At 43.7% G+C, this 21,683-nt stretch carries 12 protein-coding genes; 2 read left to right on the forward strand and 10 right to left on the reverse strand.

The genetic code is table 11. The features are described from left to right. Positions 1-21: 21 nt before the first annotated feature. Positions 22-2,490 carry a TonB-dependent receptor gene (locus tag PQ469_RS22790; protein WP_274209722.1) on the reverse strand — a complete coding sequence of 823 codons (2,469 nt, stop codon included), beginning with the start codon at positions 2,488-2,490 and terminating at the stop codon, positions 22-24. Between the two features lie 170 nt (positions 2,491-2,660). On the opposite strand from PQ469_RS22790, the gene PQ469_RS22795 reads away from it, so the two are divergent. Then, positions 2,661-3,971 carry a polysaccharide deacetylase family protein gene (locus tag PQ469_RS22795; protein ID WP_274209723.1) on the forward strand — a complete coding sequence of 437 codons (1,311 nt, stop codon included), beginning with the start codon at positions 2,661-2,663 and terminating at the stop codon, positions 3,969-3,971. A 42-nt stretch (positions 3,972-4,013) separates the two neighbouring features. Here the strand turns inward: PQ469_RS22795 and PQ469_RS22800 are convergent, their stop codons facing one another. From PQ469_RS22800 to gldG, 6 genes are all read right to left on the reverse strand, one after another. Then, positions 4,014-4,430: a hypothetical protein gene (locus PQ469_RS22800; protein ID WP_143065526.1), complete on the reverse strand. Its 417-nt coding sequence runs from the start codon at positions 4,428-4,430 to the stop codon at positions 4,014-4,016. Positions 4,431-4,851: 421 nt separating this feature from the next. Continuing rightward, positions 4,852-6,717, reverse strand: a complete 1,866-nt coding sequence (locus PQ469_RS22805; protein ID WP_274209724.1) for a CocE/NonD family hydrolase — start codon at positions 6,715-6,717, stop codon at positions 4,852-4,854. 420 nt (positions 6,718-7,137) lie between these two features. Next, complete coding sequence (locus tag PQ469_RS22810; RefSeq protein WP_274209725.1) at positions 7,138-7,881, reverse strand: DUF4397 domain-containing protein; 744 nt, start codon at positions 7,879-7,881, stop codon at positions 7,138-7,140. A 4-nt stretch (positions 7,882-7,885) separates the two neighbouring features. Then, complete coding sequence (locus PQ469_RS22815; RefSeq protein WP_274209726.1) at positions 7,886-8,608, reverse strand: DUF4397 domain-containing protein; 723 nt, start codon at positions 8,606-8,608, stop codon at positions 7,886-7,888. Positions 8,609-9,121: 513 nt separating this feature from the next. Beyond that, positions 9,122-10,246 (reverse strand): DNA polymerase III subunit beta, encoded by a 1,125-nt coding sequence (gene dnaN / locus PQ469_RS22820; protein WP_090652439.1) that lies wholly within the window; start codon positions 10,244-10,246, stop codon positions 9,122-9,124. Positions 10,247-10,279: 33 nt separating this feature from the next. After that, the gene (gene gldG / locus PQ469_RS22825) at positions 10,280-12,685 is read right to left on the reverse strand and encodes a gliding motility-associated ABC transporter substrate-binding protein GldG (RefSeq protein ID WP_274209727.1); all 2,406 of its coding nucleotides are present in this window, start codon (positions 12,683-12,685) and stop codon (positions 10,280-10,282) included. A gap of 258 nt (positions 12,686-12,943) precedes the next feature. Between gldG and PQ469_RS22830 the strand changes: the two genes are divergently transcribed. Then, positions 12,944-13,342 carry a response regulator gene (locus tag PQ469_RS22830; RefSeq protein WP_274209728.1) on the forward strand — a complete coding sequence of 133 codons (399 nt, stop codon included), beginning with the start codon at positions 12,944-12,946 and terminating at the stop codon, positions 13,340-13,342. A 379-nt stretch (positions 13,343-13,721) separates the two neighbouring features. Here the strand turns inward: PQ469_RS22830 and PQ469_RS22835 are convergent, their stop codons facing one another. The 3 genes from PQ469_RS22835 to PQ469_RS22845 all read right to left on the reverse strand — a co-directional run bounded on the left by PQ469_RS22835 (position 13,722) and on the right by PQ469_RS22845 (position 21,605). After that, positions 13,722-17,876, reverse strand: coding sequence for a hybrid sensor histidine kinase/response regulator (locus PQ469_RS22835; protein ID WP_274209729.1), 4,155 nt, complete (start codon positions 17,874-17,876; stop codon positions 13,722-13,724). A 288-nt stretch (positions 17,877-18,164) separates the two neighbouring features. Beyond that, complete coding sequence (locus PQ469_RS22840) at positions 18,165-20,699, reverse strand: cation-translocating P-type ATPase (protein ID WP_274209730.1); 2,535 nt, start codon at positions 20,697-20,699, stop codon at positions 18,165-18,167. A 48-nt stretch (positions 20,700-20,747) separates the two neighbouring features. Then, positions 20,748-21,605: a universal stress protein gene (locus tag PQ469_RS22845; RefSeq protein WP_274209731.1), complete on the reverse strand. Its 858-nt coding sequence runs from the start codon at positions 21,603-21,605 to the stop codon at positions 20,748-20,750. Between the last annotated feature and the right edge of the window lie 78 nt (positions 21,606-21,683).

Raw genomic sequence — 21,683 nt, forward strand, 5'->3', positions numbered from 1 at the left:
TTATTAATATGTGTTAGTGTATTAAAAACTATAGCTCACGGTAGTTAAAAACTGTCTTGGCGCTATTGGGTTAATGCTGTAATTTTCGTGCACATTGTAATTAAGTACATTGCCTATATTGGAGATTTTACCAATAATGGAAACCTTTTTATAAGCGTAACCAACCGAGGCATCAACCGTAGTAAAGCCCGGTACATTAACCAGCCTTGATATGGTTTGCGTTTGCCCAACCGTGTTGGCATTACCCGCTGTACGGTTGCCCAGGTAATACACGGATGCCCCTACTTTAAAGCCTTTCAAATCGCCGTTATAAAAGTTGTAGAATGCGCTGGCATTGGCGGTGTGCTTAGGTACGTTAATTAAAGGCTGGCCGGCTATATTGCTGCCAACTGATGTTGATGTTTTTGAATAACGCGCGTTGGTGTAGCTGTAACCGGCCATTAAATCAAGCTCTTTTACCGGGTGTCCCGCAATATCAAGTTCAACACCGTCGCTTTTGGTTTGGCCAACAAGCTCTTTAATATTGGTGTTAATGTTCACCGTAGTACCATCGGCCAAAAATGGCGCTGTTTGGGCCAGATTATTATTAATAATACGGTATGCGGTTACATTTACTGATAAATTACCATTCAGAAAATCATTTTTAACACCGGCCTCGTACTGATCTACCAATGATGGCGAAAGTGGTTTATTATTAACATCTACACCCGTATTAGTGATAAACGAGTTGGAGTAACTTGCAAATAAAGCCGTATTGTCAACAGGCTTATAAACTATACCGACGCGGGGCGAAAATGCCTTATCCTCTTTACCTGCCGCTTGTACAGCTAAAGCAGGGCTTGAAATATAATAGTTGGTAACCGATGTCGGCGCTACATACTGATACGACCAGCGGATACCGGCTAACACTTTAACTTTATCTGATATGCTTATCAAATCATTAAAGTAAGCCCCAAAGCGGTTTGTTTTTGTAAGGATACGGTATAAAGGGTTCATCTGCGGCTTATCGGTGCGCAGGGTATATTTATTTACATTAAAAATATTGATGGTATCGTAAACGGCAGGTTTTATTGACGTGCCATTATCCCAATAGCTTGATACCTTATTAATGGCGGCCACGTAGGTATAAGCCGTGTTGTTGTACCTGTCGGCATCAATACCAACTAAAATATTATGTTTTATGGCGCCTGTATTAAACTGGCCGGTAACATTAAACTGGCCGGTGTAATAATCTTCCATCGTTTTTGCGCGGTTAAGGGTACGGCCCCAATCGCCGGTTGCATCGGGCAGTACACGCTCGGTTGTTTGGTACTGCCTGTTAAAATGCTGGTAATTTAAGCCGCCGCTTATTTGCCACAAACTGTTAATTTGATGGTTAATGGTTACAGTACCGGTTGACTGTTTGGTATTACCTGTCGACCATGAAGCACCCAGGTAGCGGTTGCGCGGCACATTGGCTATTACATTATTTATTTGTCCAGTTCCAAAATCAGGCGTAAAATCGTAGTTCAGGTAATCGCCCTCTACAATAACAGTTGTTTTGTCGCTTATTTTATACAGGAATGATGGGTTAATATACTCCCTTTCGGATTTTACATTATCGCGAAAACTGTTTGCTTTTTCGTAAGTACCGTTTAAGCGGTAAGCCAGTTTTGAGGTGATAGGGCCATAAACATCAAACGAGGGGCGGTACAAATCATAGCTGCCATACGTCATAGATACTTTACCGCCTGCCTCAAACAATGGTTTTTTAGTTACCATATTTAAAATACCGCCGGGTGCCACGTTGCCATATAATAAAGCCGCGCTGCCCTTTAATACCTCAATCCTGTCAAGCGAACTCACTTCAGGTACAACACCGGAGTTTACCCGGAAACCATTTTTAAACATATTGGTGCTCGAAAAATTGTAGCCACGTGCACCAAAAGTTTCCTGGGTATTGCCGCGGGCGCTATACAGGTAAACGCCATTAACATTCCTGATTACATCACTTAGCCTGATAGATTGCTGCTGGGCAAGCGTATTGCTGCTGATAACCATAACGCTTTGCGGCAAATCCATAGGCGCTACGTTCATTTTACCGATAGTAAGCTTTTTACGGTTAATGGTTTTTGTAGATGAAATAAGCACCTCATCCAGCTGCGCCGAAGTTTCATTTAATGTAAAATTTACCTGGGTAGTTTGATTGGCCACCACGGTAACCGTTTGCTGCTCGGCTTTAGTGCCCATAAAGCTGGTAACTAAAGTATATACTCCCGGCTTAATGTTAACAAAGGTAAACGAACCATCATCAATGGTAGTGGTACTTTTGTTTAAGCCTTTTATAGCTACAGTAACGTATGCAGCAGGTTTACCATCGGTCGTTTTTACAAAGCCGTTAATTTTGCCGCTATTGCCATCGTCATCGGCCTTAAGGGTTAAAATATTTATAAATACGAAAAGAAAGAGGAGGGTAAATTTTTGCAGGTAGTTGTGTATATGATTTGACATGCTATTTAGATTAAGTCTAATTAAGCGCAAAAATAACAACTCAATTTTAATTCACAACTTTTATTTGGAATTAGTTTAAATAAGAAGAGTCAATGAAAGAATAACGATTTCGTTACAACACCAAAGGCAGCCGCCATCTGCATATATTAGCTTATACAAACCTCCCCCAAATGAAAAAACTTTTCGCGCCCTTGTTGTTCATACTGTTGTTTATGAACTGTTTGAAGGCACAGCCGGGCAAAACCGAGATAACCAAATGGCAATACGGCCGCAATGGCGCGGTATCTATCACCTGGGATGATGGATCCATCAACCAGTTTAAAGTGGCGCTGCCTATTTTGAACAGGCTGGGAATTAAAAGCACGTTTTTTATTATCACGGGGCAAATACCCGGTTCCCGGTACCAGGCAAAATTTATCGGGAGGCCTTTGAAACAGATAATTGCCGAAACCGCAACAATTCCTACTAACAAAGAGAATTTTTACGAGCGTGCATCGGCAGCGGGGCACCTGGGACTTATTGGCACGCTCGACTATCATTATAAAGCTGGTTCGCTAATTGACGATAACAAACCCGAAGCGGCCTATAAGGTAATTGATGAGCTATACAGTAAAGTGCGCCATGGTGATTTTAAACCAGGTATTGAGCATAACACCGAGTACAATGATGCTCACGGCACAACCTGGGCGCAAATTAAACGATACGCTGCACAGGGGCACGAATTTGCCAGTCACATGGTTACCCACCCGCGCCTGGCCGCGCTCGACGAGCCCAATATGCTTTATGAGATGGAGAAAAGCCGGCTGGATATTTTGCATAACCTTGGCCTGCAATACACTTTTAGCGCCGAAGGGCCTTTTGGCACCGAAAACGAGCGGGCTGTAGCGTACCTAAGCAGGGTTTACCCCGCACTGCGCAACCGCATGCCCGAACCCTGGCTGAAAGAGATTAGCAGGGGGAGTAAAGAGATGCCCGGCAATACCGATAAACCTTATGTACAGTACCAGCGCGGCGCCACCACCAAAACACCGCTGCCTATGATGAAAGCCTGGGTTGATACCACCATGAACAGACAGGATACATGGCTGGTACTTACCCACCACGGCGTGCAGGGCATTGGCTGGGAGGCCTTACCTGCTACCGAGCTGGATGAGTATTTTACCTACATCAAAAACCATGAAGACAAACTTTGGATTGCCACCTTTAGCGATGTTACCAAATATATGCGTGAACGCCAAAATGCAAACCTTACCACAGGCATGCAAAATGGCAAGCTGGTAATTAAAGTAAGCCACCCGCTTGATAAGCGGTTTTACAATATGCCGCTAACGCTTAAAACCTATTTACCTGCCGGGTGGAAAAGTGCTAAGGTAACGCAAGGCGGCAAGACTGTTGATGTTAGGTTGATTCGAGATAAAAAGGGCGATTATGTGCTTTACCAGGTTAAAGCCAGTACGCCTGCGATTATAACAAAATTATAAACCCGGTAAAGCAATCGGGGATTTATCCGCTATCCAATATCCTTAATCGAAAACTATTGTATCGGGCCCCGAAACCTTGCTGATGTGGCAGGCACATCCGCCTGCAATTTTAACTATGGCTGTTTTAGTTTGATGACTTGACGGATTTGTTGCAGTAATTTGTACATTATCGCCACCGGTAGAAAACTTATCGATAATATTATCGTTAGCAATGGTTTTAAATGCCGGCGAAAATCCCGGGTCAATAACGCCTGGAGCCACAATAACAGAGTCGGAACGTAAATTTTTGGCTATAAAGTCTTCTACAGTTACCCCGTCGCCATTTTTATCAACAAAGCGAACGCCAACGCTAACAAATTCCTGGGTGCAAGTGGTAATAGCACAGGCAGGTTGCTGACGGTTTTTGTTACACGCTGTAAAGGAAGCCACAAGTAGTAATAGTAATATTCTCCTGATCATGATATTGGTTTTTATATCATTACGGCCTTTGGGACTAACGTGCTACAAATTTTGCAGTTTCCGCAAAACTAATTACCGAACATTTTTTGTTTAAAGTTTAAACTCCGTCAATCCCTGATTTATAACCGAACTAATCAGGTGGCTATATCAAATGGATACTAATTGAAGACGGGGCGCCTTTACTTATTTTAGCTATTATGCATAACCAACAAGGTGTGTGTACCGGTACAGATGAGACGCCTTGAAACGCCCTGAGACACCCTGAAACAGGGTGAAACACCCTGGTACGGGGTGGTACACTTTCCTTACCTTATGCGCAAGCTAAAAGCAATAGGCACAAGGCTTAACCGCTTATTTTTGTTCGGTTAGAGTTAAATGCGATATGTTAAGTGCCCTATTTTATCTGATTACCCCGAATAGATTATTCCATCACCCTAACCTTTAAAAGGCTTGGCTCATCTTTAGATGTATAAACCTTGTGGGTTGCCTTTTTAAAATCTGTATCCTTAGCTTTCATAATATCCTGGAATTGCTGGGTATTACGGTCAATAAGCGGAAACCAACTGCTTTGTACCTGCACCATCAGGCGGTGGCCTTTTTTAAAGGTGTGCAATACATCCTGTAACTCAAAATTAACAGGGGTTACTTTGCCGGGTACAAAAGGCTCGGGCTTATCAAAACCATTGCGGAATTTACCGCGCATGGCCTCGCTGCGTACCATTTGCTGATAGCCGCCCAGGTAAACATCCTTGCCGGTAAACTTGTCGTTCTTAGTCGAGTCGGGGTATACGTCAATAACTTTAACTATCCAATCGGCATCTGTACCGGTGGTTGATACTTTAAGGTTGGCCCATATGTTGCCTGCAAGGGTTACATCTTTGTCAAGCACATCGGTTTCGTAAGTCAGCACATCAGGGCGTTGCGATGCAAAACGCTGGTCGGCGGTCATATACTCACGTTTCATATCGTTTTCAATCGTACTGATAAATGGCACCGGTTTGTTGGGATCAGACACAAACTCGTCAAAACTATCACCTGCCGCAGGTGCATCAAATGAAAGTTTGCCGCCGGGCAGCAGGTACAGGCTTTTATCAACTGCTTCTTTCGGCGGCCAGGTTTTATAAGTTTTCCATTGGTTAACACCCGTTTCAAACGTCGAAACAGGTTCCAGGTTAAGGTCGGTACCTTTTAAATAATGGCTAAAAAAAGCAAACTCAATTTTCTCCCGGTAAAACGGGCCTGTAGGGCCGCCAAAACCAATATCGCCTAAATGATCGCCGTCGCCACGGGCCCAACCGCCATGCACCCAGGGGCCCATGGTAAAGTAAACCGGGGTTTTAGGATTTTCTTTAACCAGTGTTTTATAGGTATTGATAGCGCCGTAAAGGTCTTCGGCATCATACCATCCGCCGGTAACCAGTACCGCGGTTTTAATATCGTGTAAGTGGTAAAGTACATTACGATCTTTCCAATGCTGATCATAGTTGGGATGATCGAGCATTTCGTTCCATAAACGAATGGTATCTTTATAATATTTGTCGTTGGAGTTTTTTACCGATCCCATCCTCATAAAAAAGGCATAACCATCATTTGTGCCGGCGTTAAATCCGTTGCCACGGCGTTGTGTGGGTTTATCATCCTGGCGGTTGGTAAAAAATGGGTAGAAGCCAAAATTGGCGGTAAGCATAAACGCGCCATTATGAAAAGCATCATCGCGGTACAAATCGGCCATTGGCGCCTGCGGCGATGCAGCCACCAATGCCGGATGACGGCTTAACAATGCAGCCGTTGTATAAAACCCGGGGTACGAAATGCCCCAAACTCCTACTTTGCCATTGTTGTTTTTAATGTTTTTCAGCAGCCAGTCAATGGTGTCATAGGTGTCGGTACCTTCATCTACATCATTTTTGGTTTTGTGCACTTCCTTTTCGGGAGTCATCTCTTCAAAAATGCCTTCGCTCATCCAACGGCCACGAGCGTCCTGGTAAACAAAAATATAGCCATCGCGCACAAATAACGATGAAGGCCCAAGGCTGCCCCTGTAGGCATCAACACCATAAGGAGCTACGCTATATGGCGTCCTATCCATCATAATGGGATACTTTTTGGTTTGATCTTTTGGTACGTATACCGATGTAAACAGCTTTTTACCATCGCGCATGGGCACATTGTATTCGTACTTGGTGTAATTTGCTTTTATATAATCAGCATCGGGGCCTTTTGGCTGAGCATAAGCACAAAAAGTTAAAAACACAAAGCTTAAAGCTATGAGGAGAGATTTTTTCATATCAACTTAATAAAGCTTAAAAATAGCCAATAAAACAAAAATGGCAACCTAATTGGCTTGCCTATCGAAAACGTTACCTGATGATTATTCGCTAACAAGATGAAACGACTATAAATTGATAGTCAATTTATAATCGTTCGGTACTACCCTAAAAAAGTTTGCTATTTCTGAAATTAACAAGTTAGAATTGGAAGGCTATTGGAACTATAAGCTGATCAGCTAAGATACCTTATCATATCATGGCCAGCCTGGATCCCGAATTTCCCGCTCCTGTCTATCCTCCATTTTTCTCAGCTTTGTAACACATGGCTGGTTCTAAAACCAACACGCCCCTACTATTTCCGGCGTTGGTTATAGTATACCCGCTTTTATTACCGTTTGCGGGCTTAGTTGGCAGCCAATCGCAATAGTAACCTTATCCTACTGGGATGTTTTAATCAACAAGTTATTGGTTAACACCGCCGCGCCAAAGGCAACTGAGTCTGCACGGCCTACTATTCCCTGGGTATAAATAGTGTATGCCCGCCCATCCAGCAGACTAACATTGCTCAGTGTGTATTCCGTTTTTGTGGGGGTGGTGTGTACATTTATAGTAAAGTTATAATTGCCCGTGGGCAGGTTTACGTAAGGTGTCAGCGTGTTAAATTTAACACCTGCCGTACTGGTTACCAGCGTATCATTGGCCCTTAAATCTAAACCAGGCGATGACGGGGAGGTATTTGCAAACCGTACCTTGGCCCTGCCTATTGGCGGTAAAGTAGCGGTATCCAGCGATAATATGGAATTTTTTATACTACCATCGGCCAGGTAGCCGGTTAAAAAAATGGTATATTTAACATTACTCCTTAAAACGGTATCAATTTCAAAAGGGATATTTACAGCCGCCGCAGTAGCCGTACGGAATTGCAATGGCGGTGTAATTGTAGACAATGTAAAATAACCCGAGCTGGTTGGATAGGTATATGCAGTTGCGCTTTGCCTAATCGAGTTTTGATATAAATTTAAAGGCTGCACATCCGGACTTAAATTAATGACCTGCAACTGCGTATTTGTACCTGTTATGTTTGTTGATTTACCGCACGATGCTATAAAGCAAAGCAGCAGCACCAATGGTGCGCCGGTAAATAGTGATAGTATTAAGCCGTTTTTATGTTTATTATTCATCTTATTATTCACTGCCACTATTAAATAAACCTACAAGAATACCAGCGTTTCCGGCCGGCAAAGCCGTTCCATACCCATAAAAGGTATAAATTTTACCTGCGGTCAAAGTTACTGTATCAACTTTAGGTAAAGTGGGGTAAGCCGCCCGATATATACCAATGTAATGAACACCCTGTTTAATACGGGTAAACTCAGTCGACGTTTTAAAAGCGATATTTGTCTTCCAGGGGGTATCTATCGGCACCGTTCCGGTAGTTCCTCTTAATATAAAACTCATATTGCCTGCGCTGGCCGAGGCATTCACAAATCTTACCCTGGCGTATGTGGCTTTCTTTGCGCTGTCAGTATCAAGTACCAGGGTATCAAGGGTACTAAATACATCATCGCTGTTTTGGCCGGCTATGTATATGGTGTGGTCTGATGCCGAATCGGCCTGGAAAGGTTTGTTATAAAACGGCGTTGAAGCGCCATCAACCTTAAATGAGTAATTTTTAGTACCGGCAGGCACAGTAAGATAACCGAGCGAACCGCCCGGATAAAAAGTTGTTGTATTGTTAAAACGCGTACCGTTTATATAAAAATTAACATTGGCGCTTGATACATTTACCACGTCAACAAAAGCCGTAACCGTTGACGTACTGGCAGGAGCATCGTTGCTCTTTTTACAGGATGCCCAGCAGGCGCCTGCTGCCGCAATAAAAAACAAAACCTTTATCCTGGTATTCATAGTTACGTCAAAAGTCTTAAGTAGTAAGTCTTAAGTTTTATCAATATTCTTTTCATGTGCCTGCGGCCTTTTTTTAACCGGAAGAGCCGGGGTAACATGATATATCCAATTTTCCCGTCATCCTGAGGTACGAAGGATCTATCAGTCATGTATGACAAAAGTTCACAGATACCTCGTATCGAGTCATGACGTGTTGTAGTTTACACACATATTCGTTTGAACGCCGGCTACAACTCACCCCGGCTACGCTACGCTGGCCGACCCTCTCTCCGGCTAAAGCCGCAAAGAGAGTAAACCCCAATTTTCTTTTTTTTCGCCCCTCTATGCGACGAAGTCGGAGAGAGGGGCAGACGGGCGGAGCCTCGTCGGGGTGAGTCTTCGCCTCTATACTCCCCCCTTTTACATTCCCATCACTAATAACTCCCGCCCGAAACATTTGTTATCCGTGCCGAACAAAAAAGTCCGGTTTTTAAAGCCGGACTCTGTTTTTGGATTTATAATTTAAGTTTACACTTAAGCATAGCTATTGAGCATCACCGGCATAACCAGCATCAGCACATCTTCATTTTCATCACCACCCTGTGGCAGCAGTAAGCCGGCGCGGTTTGGAGTCGACATCTCCAAAGATACTTCTTCGCAACTTAAATTCTTCAACATTTCTATTAAAAATCTTGCGTTAAAGCCAATTTCCATGTCATCACCTTCATACTGGCAGGTTAAACGCTCGTGAGCCTCGTTTGCAAAGTCAATATCTTCTGATGATATGTTTAACTCGCTGCCATTTATTTTAAGCCTTACCTGGTGGGTTGTTTTGTTGGCATAAATAGCCACACGGTTTAACGAGCCCAGAAAGGTAAGCCTGTCGATAGTTAATTTATTAGGATTATTCTGAGGAATAACAGCCTCGTAATCAGGATAACGCTCATCTATTAACCTACAAACAAGGTTAATATGGTTAAATTTAAAAAACGCGCTGGTTGAGTTATACTCCACAGATACGTTTACATCATCGTTTGGCAATGCCGATTTTAGTAGCGTTAGCGCTTTTTTAGGCAATATAAACGCGGTAGTGCTTGCAGCTTTGGCGTCCTTACGGCGGTAACGTACCAGCTTGTGGGCATCGGTAGCTACAAAAGTAAGGTGCTGTGTGCTTAACTGGCAGTAAACGCCCGTCATGGCGGGGCGCAGTTCATCGTTACTTACCGCGAAGATGGTTTTATTAATAGCCTCGGCCAAAACAGATGCCGGCAGGTTTACTGACGATGCGTTTTCGACAACAGGGATCTTCGGAAAATCTTCACCATTCTCGCCGCTTAGTTTGTATTTACCATCACCGGCGTTTATTTCGATAGCAAAAGTTTGGTCATCAACCGAAAAAGCCACCGGCTGCTCCGGTAACGATTTTAAGGTCTCTAACAAAATACGCGATGGTATGGCAATACGGCCATTCTCCTTAGCTTCAACAGTTAAGGAAGTGGTCATGCTGGTTTGCAGGTCTGTTGCCGAAATGGTTAAGTTTCCTTCCTTTATCTCGAACAAAAAGTTTTCCAGTATAGGCAAAACAGTGCTGTTGCTTAAAGCACCGCTTACTGCCTGCAGTTGTTTGAGTAAAGTTGTGGTAGAAACAATAAATCTCATATGGGTCTAATTAATCTATCAAAAATATAAAATTTAATGGGCATACTTCCGCTTGCGGATATAATGTTGAAAAATAGCACATATTAACACTAAAGCAAGTGGGCCAACCGTATTTACCAGTTGCCAGTATAATTTTTCGTTGCGGATGCGGGCACGGTTAAGCAGGCGGATCTTAATCTCTTTGGTACGCAGGGCAATAAGGCCCGAATCGTCGGTCATGTAATCGGCAATGTTAAGCAGCAGGGTTTTGTTGCCGTAACTTTGCTGGGTGTAATGGTCGTAACCTAACGGATACGGCGAACCATCGCTGCCTATCTGATTTTTCAAAATGTCTCCATCGCTTATCACTACCATTTTGGTGGGCACACTTTCGGGCATAATGGCTACGGCCTCGCCCAAACTATCGGGCAACGGACGGTTGCGCCAATCGGATGCAAACTTCCCTTCCAGCAATACGGCAACCGTTTTGGGCGTGCCCTGGAAGTCTTTAGGGTTTGGCTCCTGCTCCAGCGCCTGTAACGACAGGATATGTGGCGCGCTTATCTTTTTATTGTAGGGCGATGATGCCAGCAGGATAGTTTTTTTAACGTTTTTGGTATCCAGCAAATCAATAGTGCTGGCAAATTCGCTGTGTATCGCATCCAGGTTTTTTACTATGGGGTGTTTAGAATAGGGCATAAACAGCGGGTAATATAACCAGGGCAGCATCTGGATTTGCGCCTGGCCGCCAACCTCGCCGGTACTTACCGGGATGGGCGAACAGCTCATATCGGCAATCAAATCATAATTGATGCGCACTCCGTAGCGAAACAGCTGATCATCCAGGTTAAGCTGCTTGGGGAACGACATTTGCTCGCCGCCGTGGCCGCGCAGGCTATCCAGCTCGGCGCTTACCTGGTCAATCGTCCACAGCACTTTGCCGCCGCGCATAATGTACTGGTCGAGCTTAAACTTCTCCAGTTCGGTAAATTTACGGTCGGGTTTTGGGATAACCAATAGTTTAATGTTTTGTAACGCCTTAAACGGAATGGTAGCCAGGTTTAACCTACCCACTTCGAAACCATCCGACAGCGATTTCATGGCATCATTCAGCTGCACATCGGTAAGCTCATGATGGCCTTCGGTAAAACCAATCTGCGGTTTGCCGCCGCTTACCGCTTTTTTTATGGCCGATGTAAAGGCATACTCCAGGTTTTGAACCGAGATATTGATCTGCTCCTCATCTGACGATCCGATACGGGTTTGTACCAGGTTAACCACCACTTCTTTGTCGCCCGATTTTACAACAGCCTCGGGGAATATTAACTTTTGCGATACGCCATCATCAGTTTTAAAGCTGATGTTTTGGCCTACCACCCCTTTAGATTCATAATCCTCATAAGCTTCTTTTTGCTTATCATCGGGCAGTTTTTTGATAGTTGATAACAGATCGACAAATTCAAATTGGATATTGCCATGGCTATAAGCCTTTAAATCGGTTATCATATCGCGGGCGGCACCTTGCAGGCGTTTCATCCCGGCAGGCAAACCACTGCCCTGCAGGTAAACCGTAATTTTTACCGGTTTTGATAAATCGTTTATAATTTTCCTGCTGATGGGCGATATGGTAAAGCGTTTCTCGGTAGTAAAATCAAACCGGGTAAAGGCAAACTGCGCTATAATACCAATTAATATAAAAGCCGATATTAAACCAACCATAACCGTGGTATTTAGCTGCTTTTGCCGCTGCTTTATCAGTATAAACAAGGTAAGCCATATAAAAGCGCTGGCCACCAATAAAAAGTAAACCAAATCGCGCGTATCCAGCACACCACGGCTTACCGATTGGTAGTGCTGGGTTATACCCAGGCTTTGCAGGCCCAGATCTTGCAATGATAGCATCTGGCTCAGGGAATCAAACCCGCTGTAAAAAAAGAAACACAGGAAAACTGCAATGGTAAAAGCAATAATTTGATTTTTGGTGATAGACGATGCAAACAAACCTATAGCGGCGAACGCTGCCCCCAACAAGAACAACCCGATGTACGAGCCTATAACTGCGCCGGTATCAATATTGCCTTGTGGCGTACCCAGTATACTTACCGAGTAGTAATAAATGAGCGTAGGCAGTAGTGCAAACAGTACAATGAGCAGGCAGGCAAAGTATTTACCCAACACAATTTCCCAATCTTTTAACGGGCGGGTAAAAAGCAGTTCAAATGTTCCTTCTTTACGTTCCTCGGCCAGCGAGCGCATGGTGATGGCCGGTATCAGGAACATGAACAGGTAGGGCGCGGTACTAAACAGGCTGTCGAGGCCGGCATAACCGTAATCCAGGATGCTGGAATCAGGAAATACCCAAAGGAACAAACCCAAAACCAGTAAAAAAACGCCAATGGTAACGTAAGCCACCAACGAACTGAGGTATGATGTTATTTCTTTTTTGAGGATGCTAAGCACTGCCGTATATAATATGCTGAAACGCCGAAATTACAACAATAATATTTAAAGTGGAAAGGTTCATTGGTTCATTGGTTCATTGGAACGCGGGCATAGCGGGCAAAAAGCAGTCGACTGTAACAGACTTACGAAGTTTTGAAAACTTCGTAAGTCTTTCGGCAAGTGTGTCAACGAATAACCACCAGACAAGACCAATGAACAAGTGAACGATTTATAATTGGCACCTAAATTGCATACCAACTGCTAAATGAAAAGATTATGTGCCGGCTTTTGATAATTGATGATAACCCGATTGAACACCTGATTTTACAGCGGATGATTGACTCCGGCAATCTCTTTCAACATGTTTCACATAGCTCGGATGCCCGGGTGCAAATTGAATCGCTTAGAGAAAACAGCAGTTTTAACGATAAGCTTCCCGATTTGATATTTTTAGATCTTCATATGCCCGATTTTAACGGATGGGAATTTCTGAAACACTTTAAGGAGTTAATTCCACTGTTTAACAAAACGGTTGATGTGTACATCGTATCATCGTCAATTGATCCCAGGGACTTTTCAAGATCAAAAAATTATCCGTTCGTCAAATCCTTTGTTTCAAAACCTCTTAGTAAACAAACTTTAAACGATACCTATTTAAGGTACTCCGCAGCGTAACAGGGCAAACGTGACTAATTGGGTTAACATAACTTAACACATTTCAAAAATATTTTTTTTATAAATATTTAATAGTCAATATTTTATATTTTAACATGGTTAACACTAAACTAATCACGAAATTTAGGCGCATCCAATATTTGTGCCTGTTGTTGGCTCAATAAAAGTCCCTTTGGTACCTGGATCATTTAACCAGTATCAGGCAATAAAAACAAGGTATCGTTTGGTGCTTATATCTTCCCCGCGCAATAAGCTTATTCCCTTAGCTATTATTAATTAACAGCTTTTCGCCGTCAACTATTTAGACACGTTTGACCAGAGCGGCGTAAGCACTTTCATCATCAGGACACGTTATTAATTCACTTCGCTCAACTTAACCCTAATAATCCTGTGTTTTTTTCCACCATTTTTCTATCGCCGATAGTATCTCATCCACTTTTATAGGTTTACTCAGGTAATCATCCATGCCGGCGGCAAGGCATGCCCCACGGTCTTCGGGCATGGCATTGGCCGTCATTGCCACTATAACAGGTTGATGAACATTTCTCAGCCTGATTCGCCTGGTGGCCTCCAGCCCATCCATCTCGGGCATCTGAACGTCCATAAAAATCAGCCCATATTTTTTGCGGGTAAGCGAATCCAAAGCTGCCAGCCCATTTGGTGCCACATCAGGCGCATAACCCATTTTTGTGAGGACCCGCATGGCCAATTTCTGATTAATCAGGTTATCTTCTGCTATCAGGATATCTATAGGATATTGTCTGGCAAATTCTTCAGTGAACAGGTTTCCGCGCACATGGGGTTCGTGGGCCACATCAACCTTTTTTAACTGGCTAATAATAGCGCTATAGAGCACATGATATTTAACAGGTTTGGCTATTACGGCGTTAAAAAGACCAGGTTCTTTTTTATTTTGCTCGTGACTTGCAGGCCCAAGCAAAATCACGCGCACAGCGGGGTAGCTGGCCCGTATATGCCTTGCCATCTGAAAGCCATCCATTTCGGGCATATTAAAATCGGCCAACACCAGGTCAATCTTATCATTCACAGCCAATATTTCCAGGGCTTCGCTCCCCGACGCTATCGCCGTTGCAGCAAATTCCCATTGTGCAAGTTGCGCCTGCAATACCCCGCGGCTTGCTTCATTATCATCAACAATCAATATATTTTTTCCTTGCAAGCTGGTGTGGCTTTCCATATGTTCGGCCATACCGCTTTGATGCCCTTTTGCCGATTTAATATGGAAGCAAAAAGTAGTACCTTTCCCAAATTCGCTTTCAACTTTAATTTCGCCGCCCATCAATTCAATCAGCCGTTTGCTAATGGTAAGGCCCAGCCCGCTCCCACCGTATTTGCGGGTTGTACCCGAGTCGACCTGCGAAAAAGCCTGAAAAAGCTTGTCTAATTTTTCGGCTGGTATTCCAATCCCGGTATCGCGCACGCTAAACGATAAAGCAAAATCCTGGTTGTGCCCGGGCAGCATACTTACATTAATAACAATCTCGCCCTGTACGGTAAACTTAACGGCATTGCTCACCAGGTTTAGCAGTACTTGCCGCAGGCGCAGTTCGTCGCCAAAAACAATTGCCGGAACATCGGGTGCAATCTGGTAAAGCAACTCAAGGTTGGGTTTAAGCGCACCGCCTGCAAATACATCCAGGGTACCCTCAATACAGTTCCTCAGGTCGAAATCGTTTTCATCCAGCTCCATTTTCCCGGATTCTATTTTCGAAAAATCCAGAATATCGTTAATTACGGATAACAGCGCATCGCCACAATTTTTAATGGTTTCGGTATACTCTTCCTGCTCGGGGGTAAGTTGCGTACCAGATAAAAGCATGGCCATGCCTACTACACCGTTCATGGGAGTGCGTATTTCGTGACTCATGGTAGCCATAAAAAGGCTTTTAGCAGCGTTAGCCTGCTCGGCCTCCATGCGTGCTTTATGCTCATCAATCGTCATTTTGGCCAACAGCTCGGTACGTTCCTGTACCTGCCGCTCCAACACCAGTTGCCGTAGTTTGATAGATCTTAACCGGTACCTGAAAAGCCCGTAAATGGCGGAAGCCAAAAACATAACGGCAAGCAATTTAAACCACCATGTTAACCAAAATGGCGGTACAATAGTAATTTTAAGTGCGGTTGCCACCGGCGACCATTGCCCGGCGCTATTCTGGTACTTTATTTTAAAATAGTATTCGCCGGCGGGCAGGTTGGTGTAGGAGGCAGTATTCCTGCTCCCGACTTCACTCCACTGGGTATCATAATTCTGCAGGATAAAGGCGTATTTTTTCCTGTCGGCAGAAGCAAAGTCGAGGGCAGCATATTCCATCGAGATATCAGATTGCCGGTAGGATAGGGTAATACTCCTGGTATCAGCTATATCCTGCTTCAGCGCGTTTAGATTATCAGCGCCTATTACGGTGTTTATTGGTTTATTAAAAATAAGCAATGACGTTACTACCACCGGCGAAAATGGTGCAGGCCGGGCTATCCGTGCCGGGTAAAAAGCATTAAAGCCGTTGATACCCCCGAAAAAAATCTCGCCACTGTTTGTCTTTAAAGCCGAATGCGGTTTAAAGTCATCGCCCTGCAAGCCATCTTCGGTAGTATAATTTTTAAACAACCGGGCAACCGGGTTGTACATCGATATGCCGTTATTGGTACTTACCCAAAAATTACCGGCGCCGTCCTCTTTTATTGCATAAATAATATCGCTGGCCAGGCCATCTTTTTTGGTAAAAACCGTAAAATGCTTAGTAACCGGGTCAAACAAATTAAGGCCGCTAATAGTGCAAAGCCATAATTTACCCTTGCTATCTAAAAAAACATCCGTGACCGTGTTACCGCTCAGGCTGTTTTGGCCATCATGGTGCCTGAAATGGGTAAAAACGCCTGTTTTATTATCTAACATATCAAGGCCGTTATCATATGTGCCAATCCATAAGTTGCCGTTACGGTCTTCGCACAAATCATAAATGCGGTTGCTGCTGATGCTTTGCGGGTTATGCGCATCGTACCTGAAATGTTTAAACTTACCGGTTTTACGGTCATAAAAATCAAGCCCGTCATTAAATGTCCCCAGCCATGTGTTTTGATCTTTGGTATGTAGTATGGCGTAAATGTTATTTCCGCCTGGCCCATCCGGTTTAGCGGGGGTTACTTTAAAATTTTTGAATATGCCCGTTTTGGGATTAAATATACTGAATCCATCGCCCCAGGTGCCAATCCATAGGTTTCCATCGGGGTGTTGGGTTGTAGTTAGCACATAATTGCCGGTAATACCGTTTTTACCGGCCGGAGGCTGTTTATAATGCCTGAAAGATCCGGTTGACCGGTTAAACAGGTCAAGACCGCCGCCATCGGTACCTACCCATATATTTTTATCACGATCTTCGAACAAGTCAAGCACAAAATTGCTCGAGAGGCTTAATGGTGAAGAATTGTGATGGTAAAGTGCAAAGCTCGAAGTTGCCTTTTTATAAAGATTTATTCCGCCACCAAAAGCGCCCAGCCACATATTGCCGTTTTTATCTTTACAGATGGCATTAATGGAGATACCGTTTATACTGTTATTGTCAATATCGTCATGCTGGTAATTATAAAGATTACCGGAAGCATCCAGCAAACTAAGCCCACCATGCTCGGCCCCTATCCAAATATTGCCGTTATCATCCTGGCCCAGGCTATTGACCGTGTTAATCGAAGTGCTATTGCCCAGGCTATCTTTATTTTTTATATGCCTAAGGGTATGTTTTGCGGGGTTAAATACAAAAACCCCTTCGGATATAGTACCAAGGTACAAGTTGCCGGTTCTATCTTCATAGATGCAGAAGATATGATCGCCTGACGTGCCTGCATCAGTATTTGAATATTTAAATCTTGAAAAGTTATTACTTGCCGGCCGGTAAAGGTTTAACCCGCCAGCCGTTCCTACCCAAAGGTTGTGGTGCGAGTCGGTAAAAACTGTATATACATTGTTATTGCTCAGGCTATTACTATCCACGTCGGAATGTGTGTAATGCCTGAACTTATTTGAATGTACGTCGAGGTAATCAAGACCACCGTTTTGGGTTGCTACCCACAAATTGCCGGCGCTATCAAAGCTTAGCCGGTTAACCACATCAGTAGCCAAACTCGCCGGGGCATGGTCATTATGCAGGTACCTGATAAAGCGTCCGGATGCCCTGTCAAACTTATTCAATCCACCTTTAGTGGCTATCCATATATTTCCGGATTTATCTTCGGCCAGGTCACTGATAACATTATTGCTTAGCGAACTGTTGTTAGCCAGGTCGAAACGGTAATTGATGAATTTATAACCATCGTACCGGTTAAGACCATTCCCGGTTCCAATCCACATAAACCCGCGGCTATCCTGGATAATGCTGCTCACGTCAACCTGCGATAACCCTTCGGCGGTGCCGATGTGGTCAAACTTCAGGCTTTGGTTTTGCGCAAAACAAGCCAGCGGCACACCTGTAATTAAAAAGGCGCAAATCCATAAATGAATAATCTGTTTGGCTGTAACCACGAATAGTGTAATTAGGTTCGTACACTTTGATTTTGTGCAGTGCCGAAACTACTTTTACGTATTTTTTTTGCCACAAGTTTCATGCTATAAACCGGGCACATTTACCCGACAAGCCAGTAAAAATCAATGATCGGCATAACAGCAAGCCCAAAGCAAGGAGTATTTTTTGACCTGATAAACCGGCTTAATCACATGCCGGTTATACCGTCGATGTTGGCTACTGCTAAAAAAAATAATTTTTGCAGACTTTGTTTTCGGGTGCATTCGCATTCTGTATTTCGCATTTGCTCATGATGCGTTATGAGGAGGATTTATTACTTGAATTGGTTTTTTGCACCGCTTTTTCCACTTAATAATTTCATACCAGATAACCGATAAAAATCCGGCTCCAAAGCTAATTGCCAGTTGATATAAGTTCAAAGACGCAAACCCAAAGAAAAGGGATAAAGGTTTTATGTAAAGCAATAAGCCTGTGATAATTATGGTTATGCCTATTATCTGCAACACCAAATTATTTTTATACTTTATAGTTGTAAAAAGCGAATAATAAAAAGAACGGTTTACCAGCGTGAGTAATATATTGGCAGCTATAAGGCAGGTAAAAACCATGGTTCGGGTTTGCGGCTCATTTAACCCGGCTTTTACAGCCCATTGATAGGTAGCTAAAGTTCCGGCGGTTATCATTAGCCCCTGCACAACGCTGGTGGCCAACTCCTTCCAATTAAAGAAAGTAGTAGTAAACGGCCGGGGTTTCTGCAGCATGGTGTTTTTTTCCATGGGTTCATTTTCGTAGATGATTGAACAGGTAGGCCCCATAATCAGTTCTAAAAAAATAATATGGACAGGCGAAAATATGTTAGGATATATCCAGCCGAGCGCCAGGGGGATAAACACTGTTAGTATAATGGGTATGTGGATAGAGATGATATACTGTATTGCTTTTTTAAGGTTAGTATAAATCCTGCGGCCCATGGCTACCGCATCCGTCATTTTTGATAAATCATCTTCCAGCAATATGAGCGACGCGGCCTGCCTGGCAATTTCAGTTCCCTTTTTGCCCATGGCTATGCCAATGTGCGCGGCTTTAAGTGCAGGGCCATCGTTTACGCCATCTCCTGTCATCGCTACTATCTCGCGCTGCGATTTTAATGCGTTAATAATCCTGAGTTTTGCCTCCGGATACATCCGGGTAAAAATGTTTAGCTTTTGAACAGTATGCCCAAGCTGCTCGCTATCCAGGTCCATCAGTTCGTCGCCGCTGATGCATTTATCTGCACCTTTAAAATCTATTTGCCGGGCAATGGCTGCAGTGGTGGCGGCATTATCTCCGGTTACAATCTTCACCGTTATACCTGCTTTATAAAAGGTTTCAAGTATCGCTTTTATATTTTTTTTAGGCGGATCATAAAAAGCCACCAAACCTTTAAACCCAAATTCAAACTCCTGTTGCGTAGCAGGAAAATCGTTTCCGGCAAAATGGGCCTCTGCCACAGCCAGGATACGATACCCTTCGGATGCAAGCGCGTTAATAGTAGTTTGTAACAGCTGTATTTGGGTTTCAGCCAGGCCGGCTATCTTCATTATCGCCTCGGGCGCGCCTTTGGCTGCTATAATCCGTTCCTTATTGTCGTTTTCAAACAAATGCGTCATCATGGGCGGCTTGCCACCCAGCGGATATTCATGAACCATTTTATATTGGGGCCTTTCATCGGCTGCGGTGTTTTTTGCATACGCCTCATGCAAGGCAATTTCCATCGGATCAAAGGGTACAGGCTCGCTGGCCCACATCGCCAGCCTGATGAGCGCCCGTTCGGCTTCATCGTATGCGCCCCCTGCATCAGTAACCTTGCCCGATTTGAGTGCGAAAACTTTAGCCAGGCTCATTTTATTTTCGGTAATAGTACCGGTTTTATCGGTGCATATAACAGATGCGCTGCCCAACGTTTCAACAGTTTTCATTTGTTTAACTACTATGCCCATTTTCATCAGCCGCCAGGCACCTAAGGCCATAAACGAGGTAAAGGCGACAGGTATCTCTTCGGGCAGGATGCTCATGGCCAGGGTAAGCGCCTTGATCAGGCTATCAGTAAGGTTACGTGAATGCGTGTAGTTAATGGCCCATACTATAACGAAAACAATGGCGCCTGCAATCACCATTTTTTTTACAAAATTATTAATCTGAATTTCGAGCGGGGTCTTCTCTTCATTAATTGCTTCCAGGCTTTTGCCAATAGCGCCAAGGCGGGTTTTATTACCAATAGCAGTTACCCTGGCTATGGCAAGCCCACCAGCCACCGTAGTACCTCGCAAAATTGTATTATCTGTCGACGATTTATCTTTATAAACCGGCAGCGATTCGCCGGTAAGGATGCTTTCATTTACCGAAAAATCATTTGATTGTATAATTATGCCATCAGCCGATACAGAGGTGCCCTCTTCGACAATCAAACAATCGCCAATAACCAGCTCTTCGCTTTTTATTTCTACTATAACACCGTCTCTTATCACCTTACAGGTTGGCTGCGAAAAATCTTTAAGCTTATCAAGAGCATTCCTGCTCCGCGAATCCTGGTATAACGAAATGCCCGATACCAATATAACGGCCGATGCCAGGAAAAAGCCGTCGCCATTTTTACCGCTGATAAAATAAATAGCCGCCGTAACCAATAATAAAATAACCATTGGCTCCTTTGCAATACTTTTTAGGGCATCAATAAAACCGTTTTCTTTTTTATAGGTAAGGCTATTGACGCCATATTTTTTCCGTGCCTCTATAACCTCCTTGCCGCTTAGTCCTTTTATATCCAGGTTATTTAATGTCATTTGGGGCTTTTGAATCGGCTTTGGTAAAACAATCGTCAAACAAACTACTTATTGAATGTCTGCAGGAATAACCATCAGTGGGATATGATGGTGGCCAAGCGCTTTTTCGGTTGTAGATTTCTTGAAAATACCAGAAAGAAAACCATGCTCATAATGAACCAGCGCCAGCATATCTGACCCATTCTCTTTACAAAGATGATTCAGCCTTTCAATCACATCTTTCCCGCGTATCTGTTTATAAACTATACCCGAATCTTGGAGTTTTTTGATATGCCTTAACAACGCTTTTTCCTTGTCAGGATCCTCATATTTTTCAAACACCGATATATGTACAATTTCCAGCTCAAAACCCAGCTTCTTGCTCAGATTGGACAGGTAGGTGATAGCAAAATTATCAAACGGTTCAAATGCGGTTGCCAAAGTGATCTTCTTTAGCTTTTCCAATGTGTTTTTTGGGGGAATAATTACAACGGGGCATGATGCATGGTCAACTACATCCATAGTATCGCTTCCAAAAAAAAGATGATTAACCGGGCTGTTTAAACTCCCCCCCATAACTATGAACGATACTTTTTTTTCATTGATAATTGCCGCCAGATTGTTTCCTAACGGGCCTTCGCCACATTGCGTGTGAATCTGGGGCTTAAATTCTTCTTTAGCCTGCCCGTTGTGCAAATGGCCCAATTGCCTGGCAAGCTGATGAAGCCCGGAGGTACTGTCTTTCTTCCGAAAAACAAGCTCATCAACAGCTAAGGGACCACCGGCATAAGCTGGTATTACCGGATGGTTGTAGTAGGAATTAAAAATGATTATGTCGCTGTGCAATTTCGCGGCAAGCGGCGGGGCTGCTTTGGCTGCGTGGTTTGCATTTTCAGAAAAATCGGTAAGCACGAGGATGTTATTCATATCGCCTGAATTATTAAGTAAAAATAAGCTTAAATAAAAGCGCAACTTGTAATGCAAATCATTAACAAATCTGATCTC

The sequence above is a fragment of the Mucilaginibacter sp. KACC 22773 genome (assembly GCF_028736215.1).
GTDB lineage: Bacteria > Bacteroidota > Bacteroidia > Sphingobacteriales > Sphingobacteriaceae > Mucilaginibacter.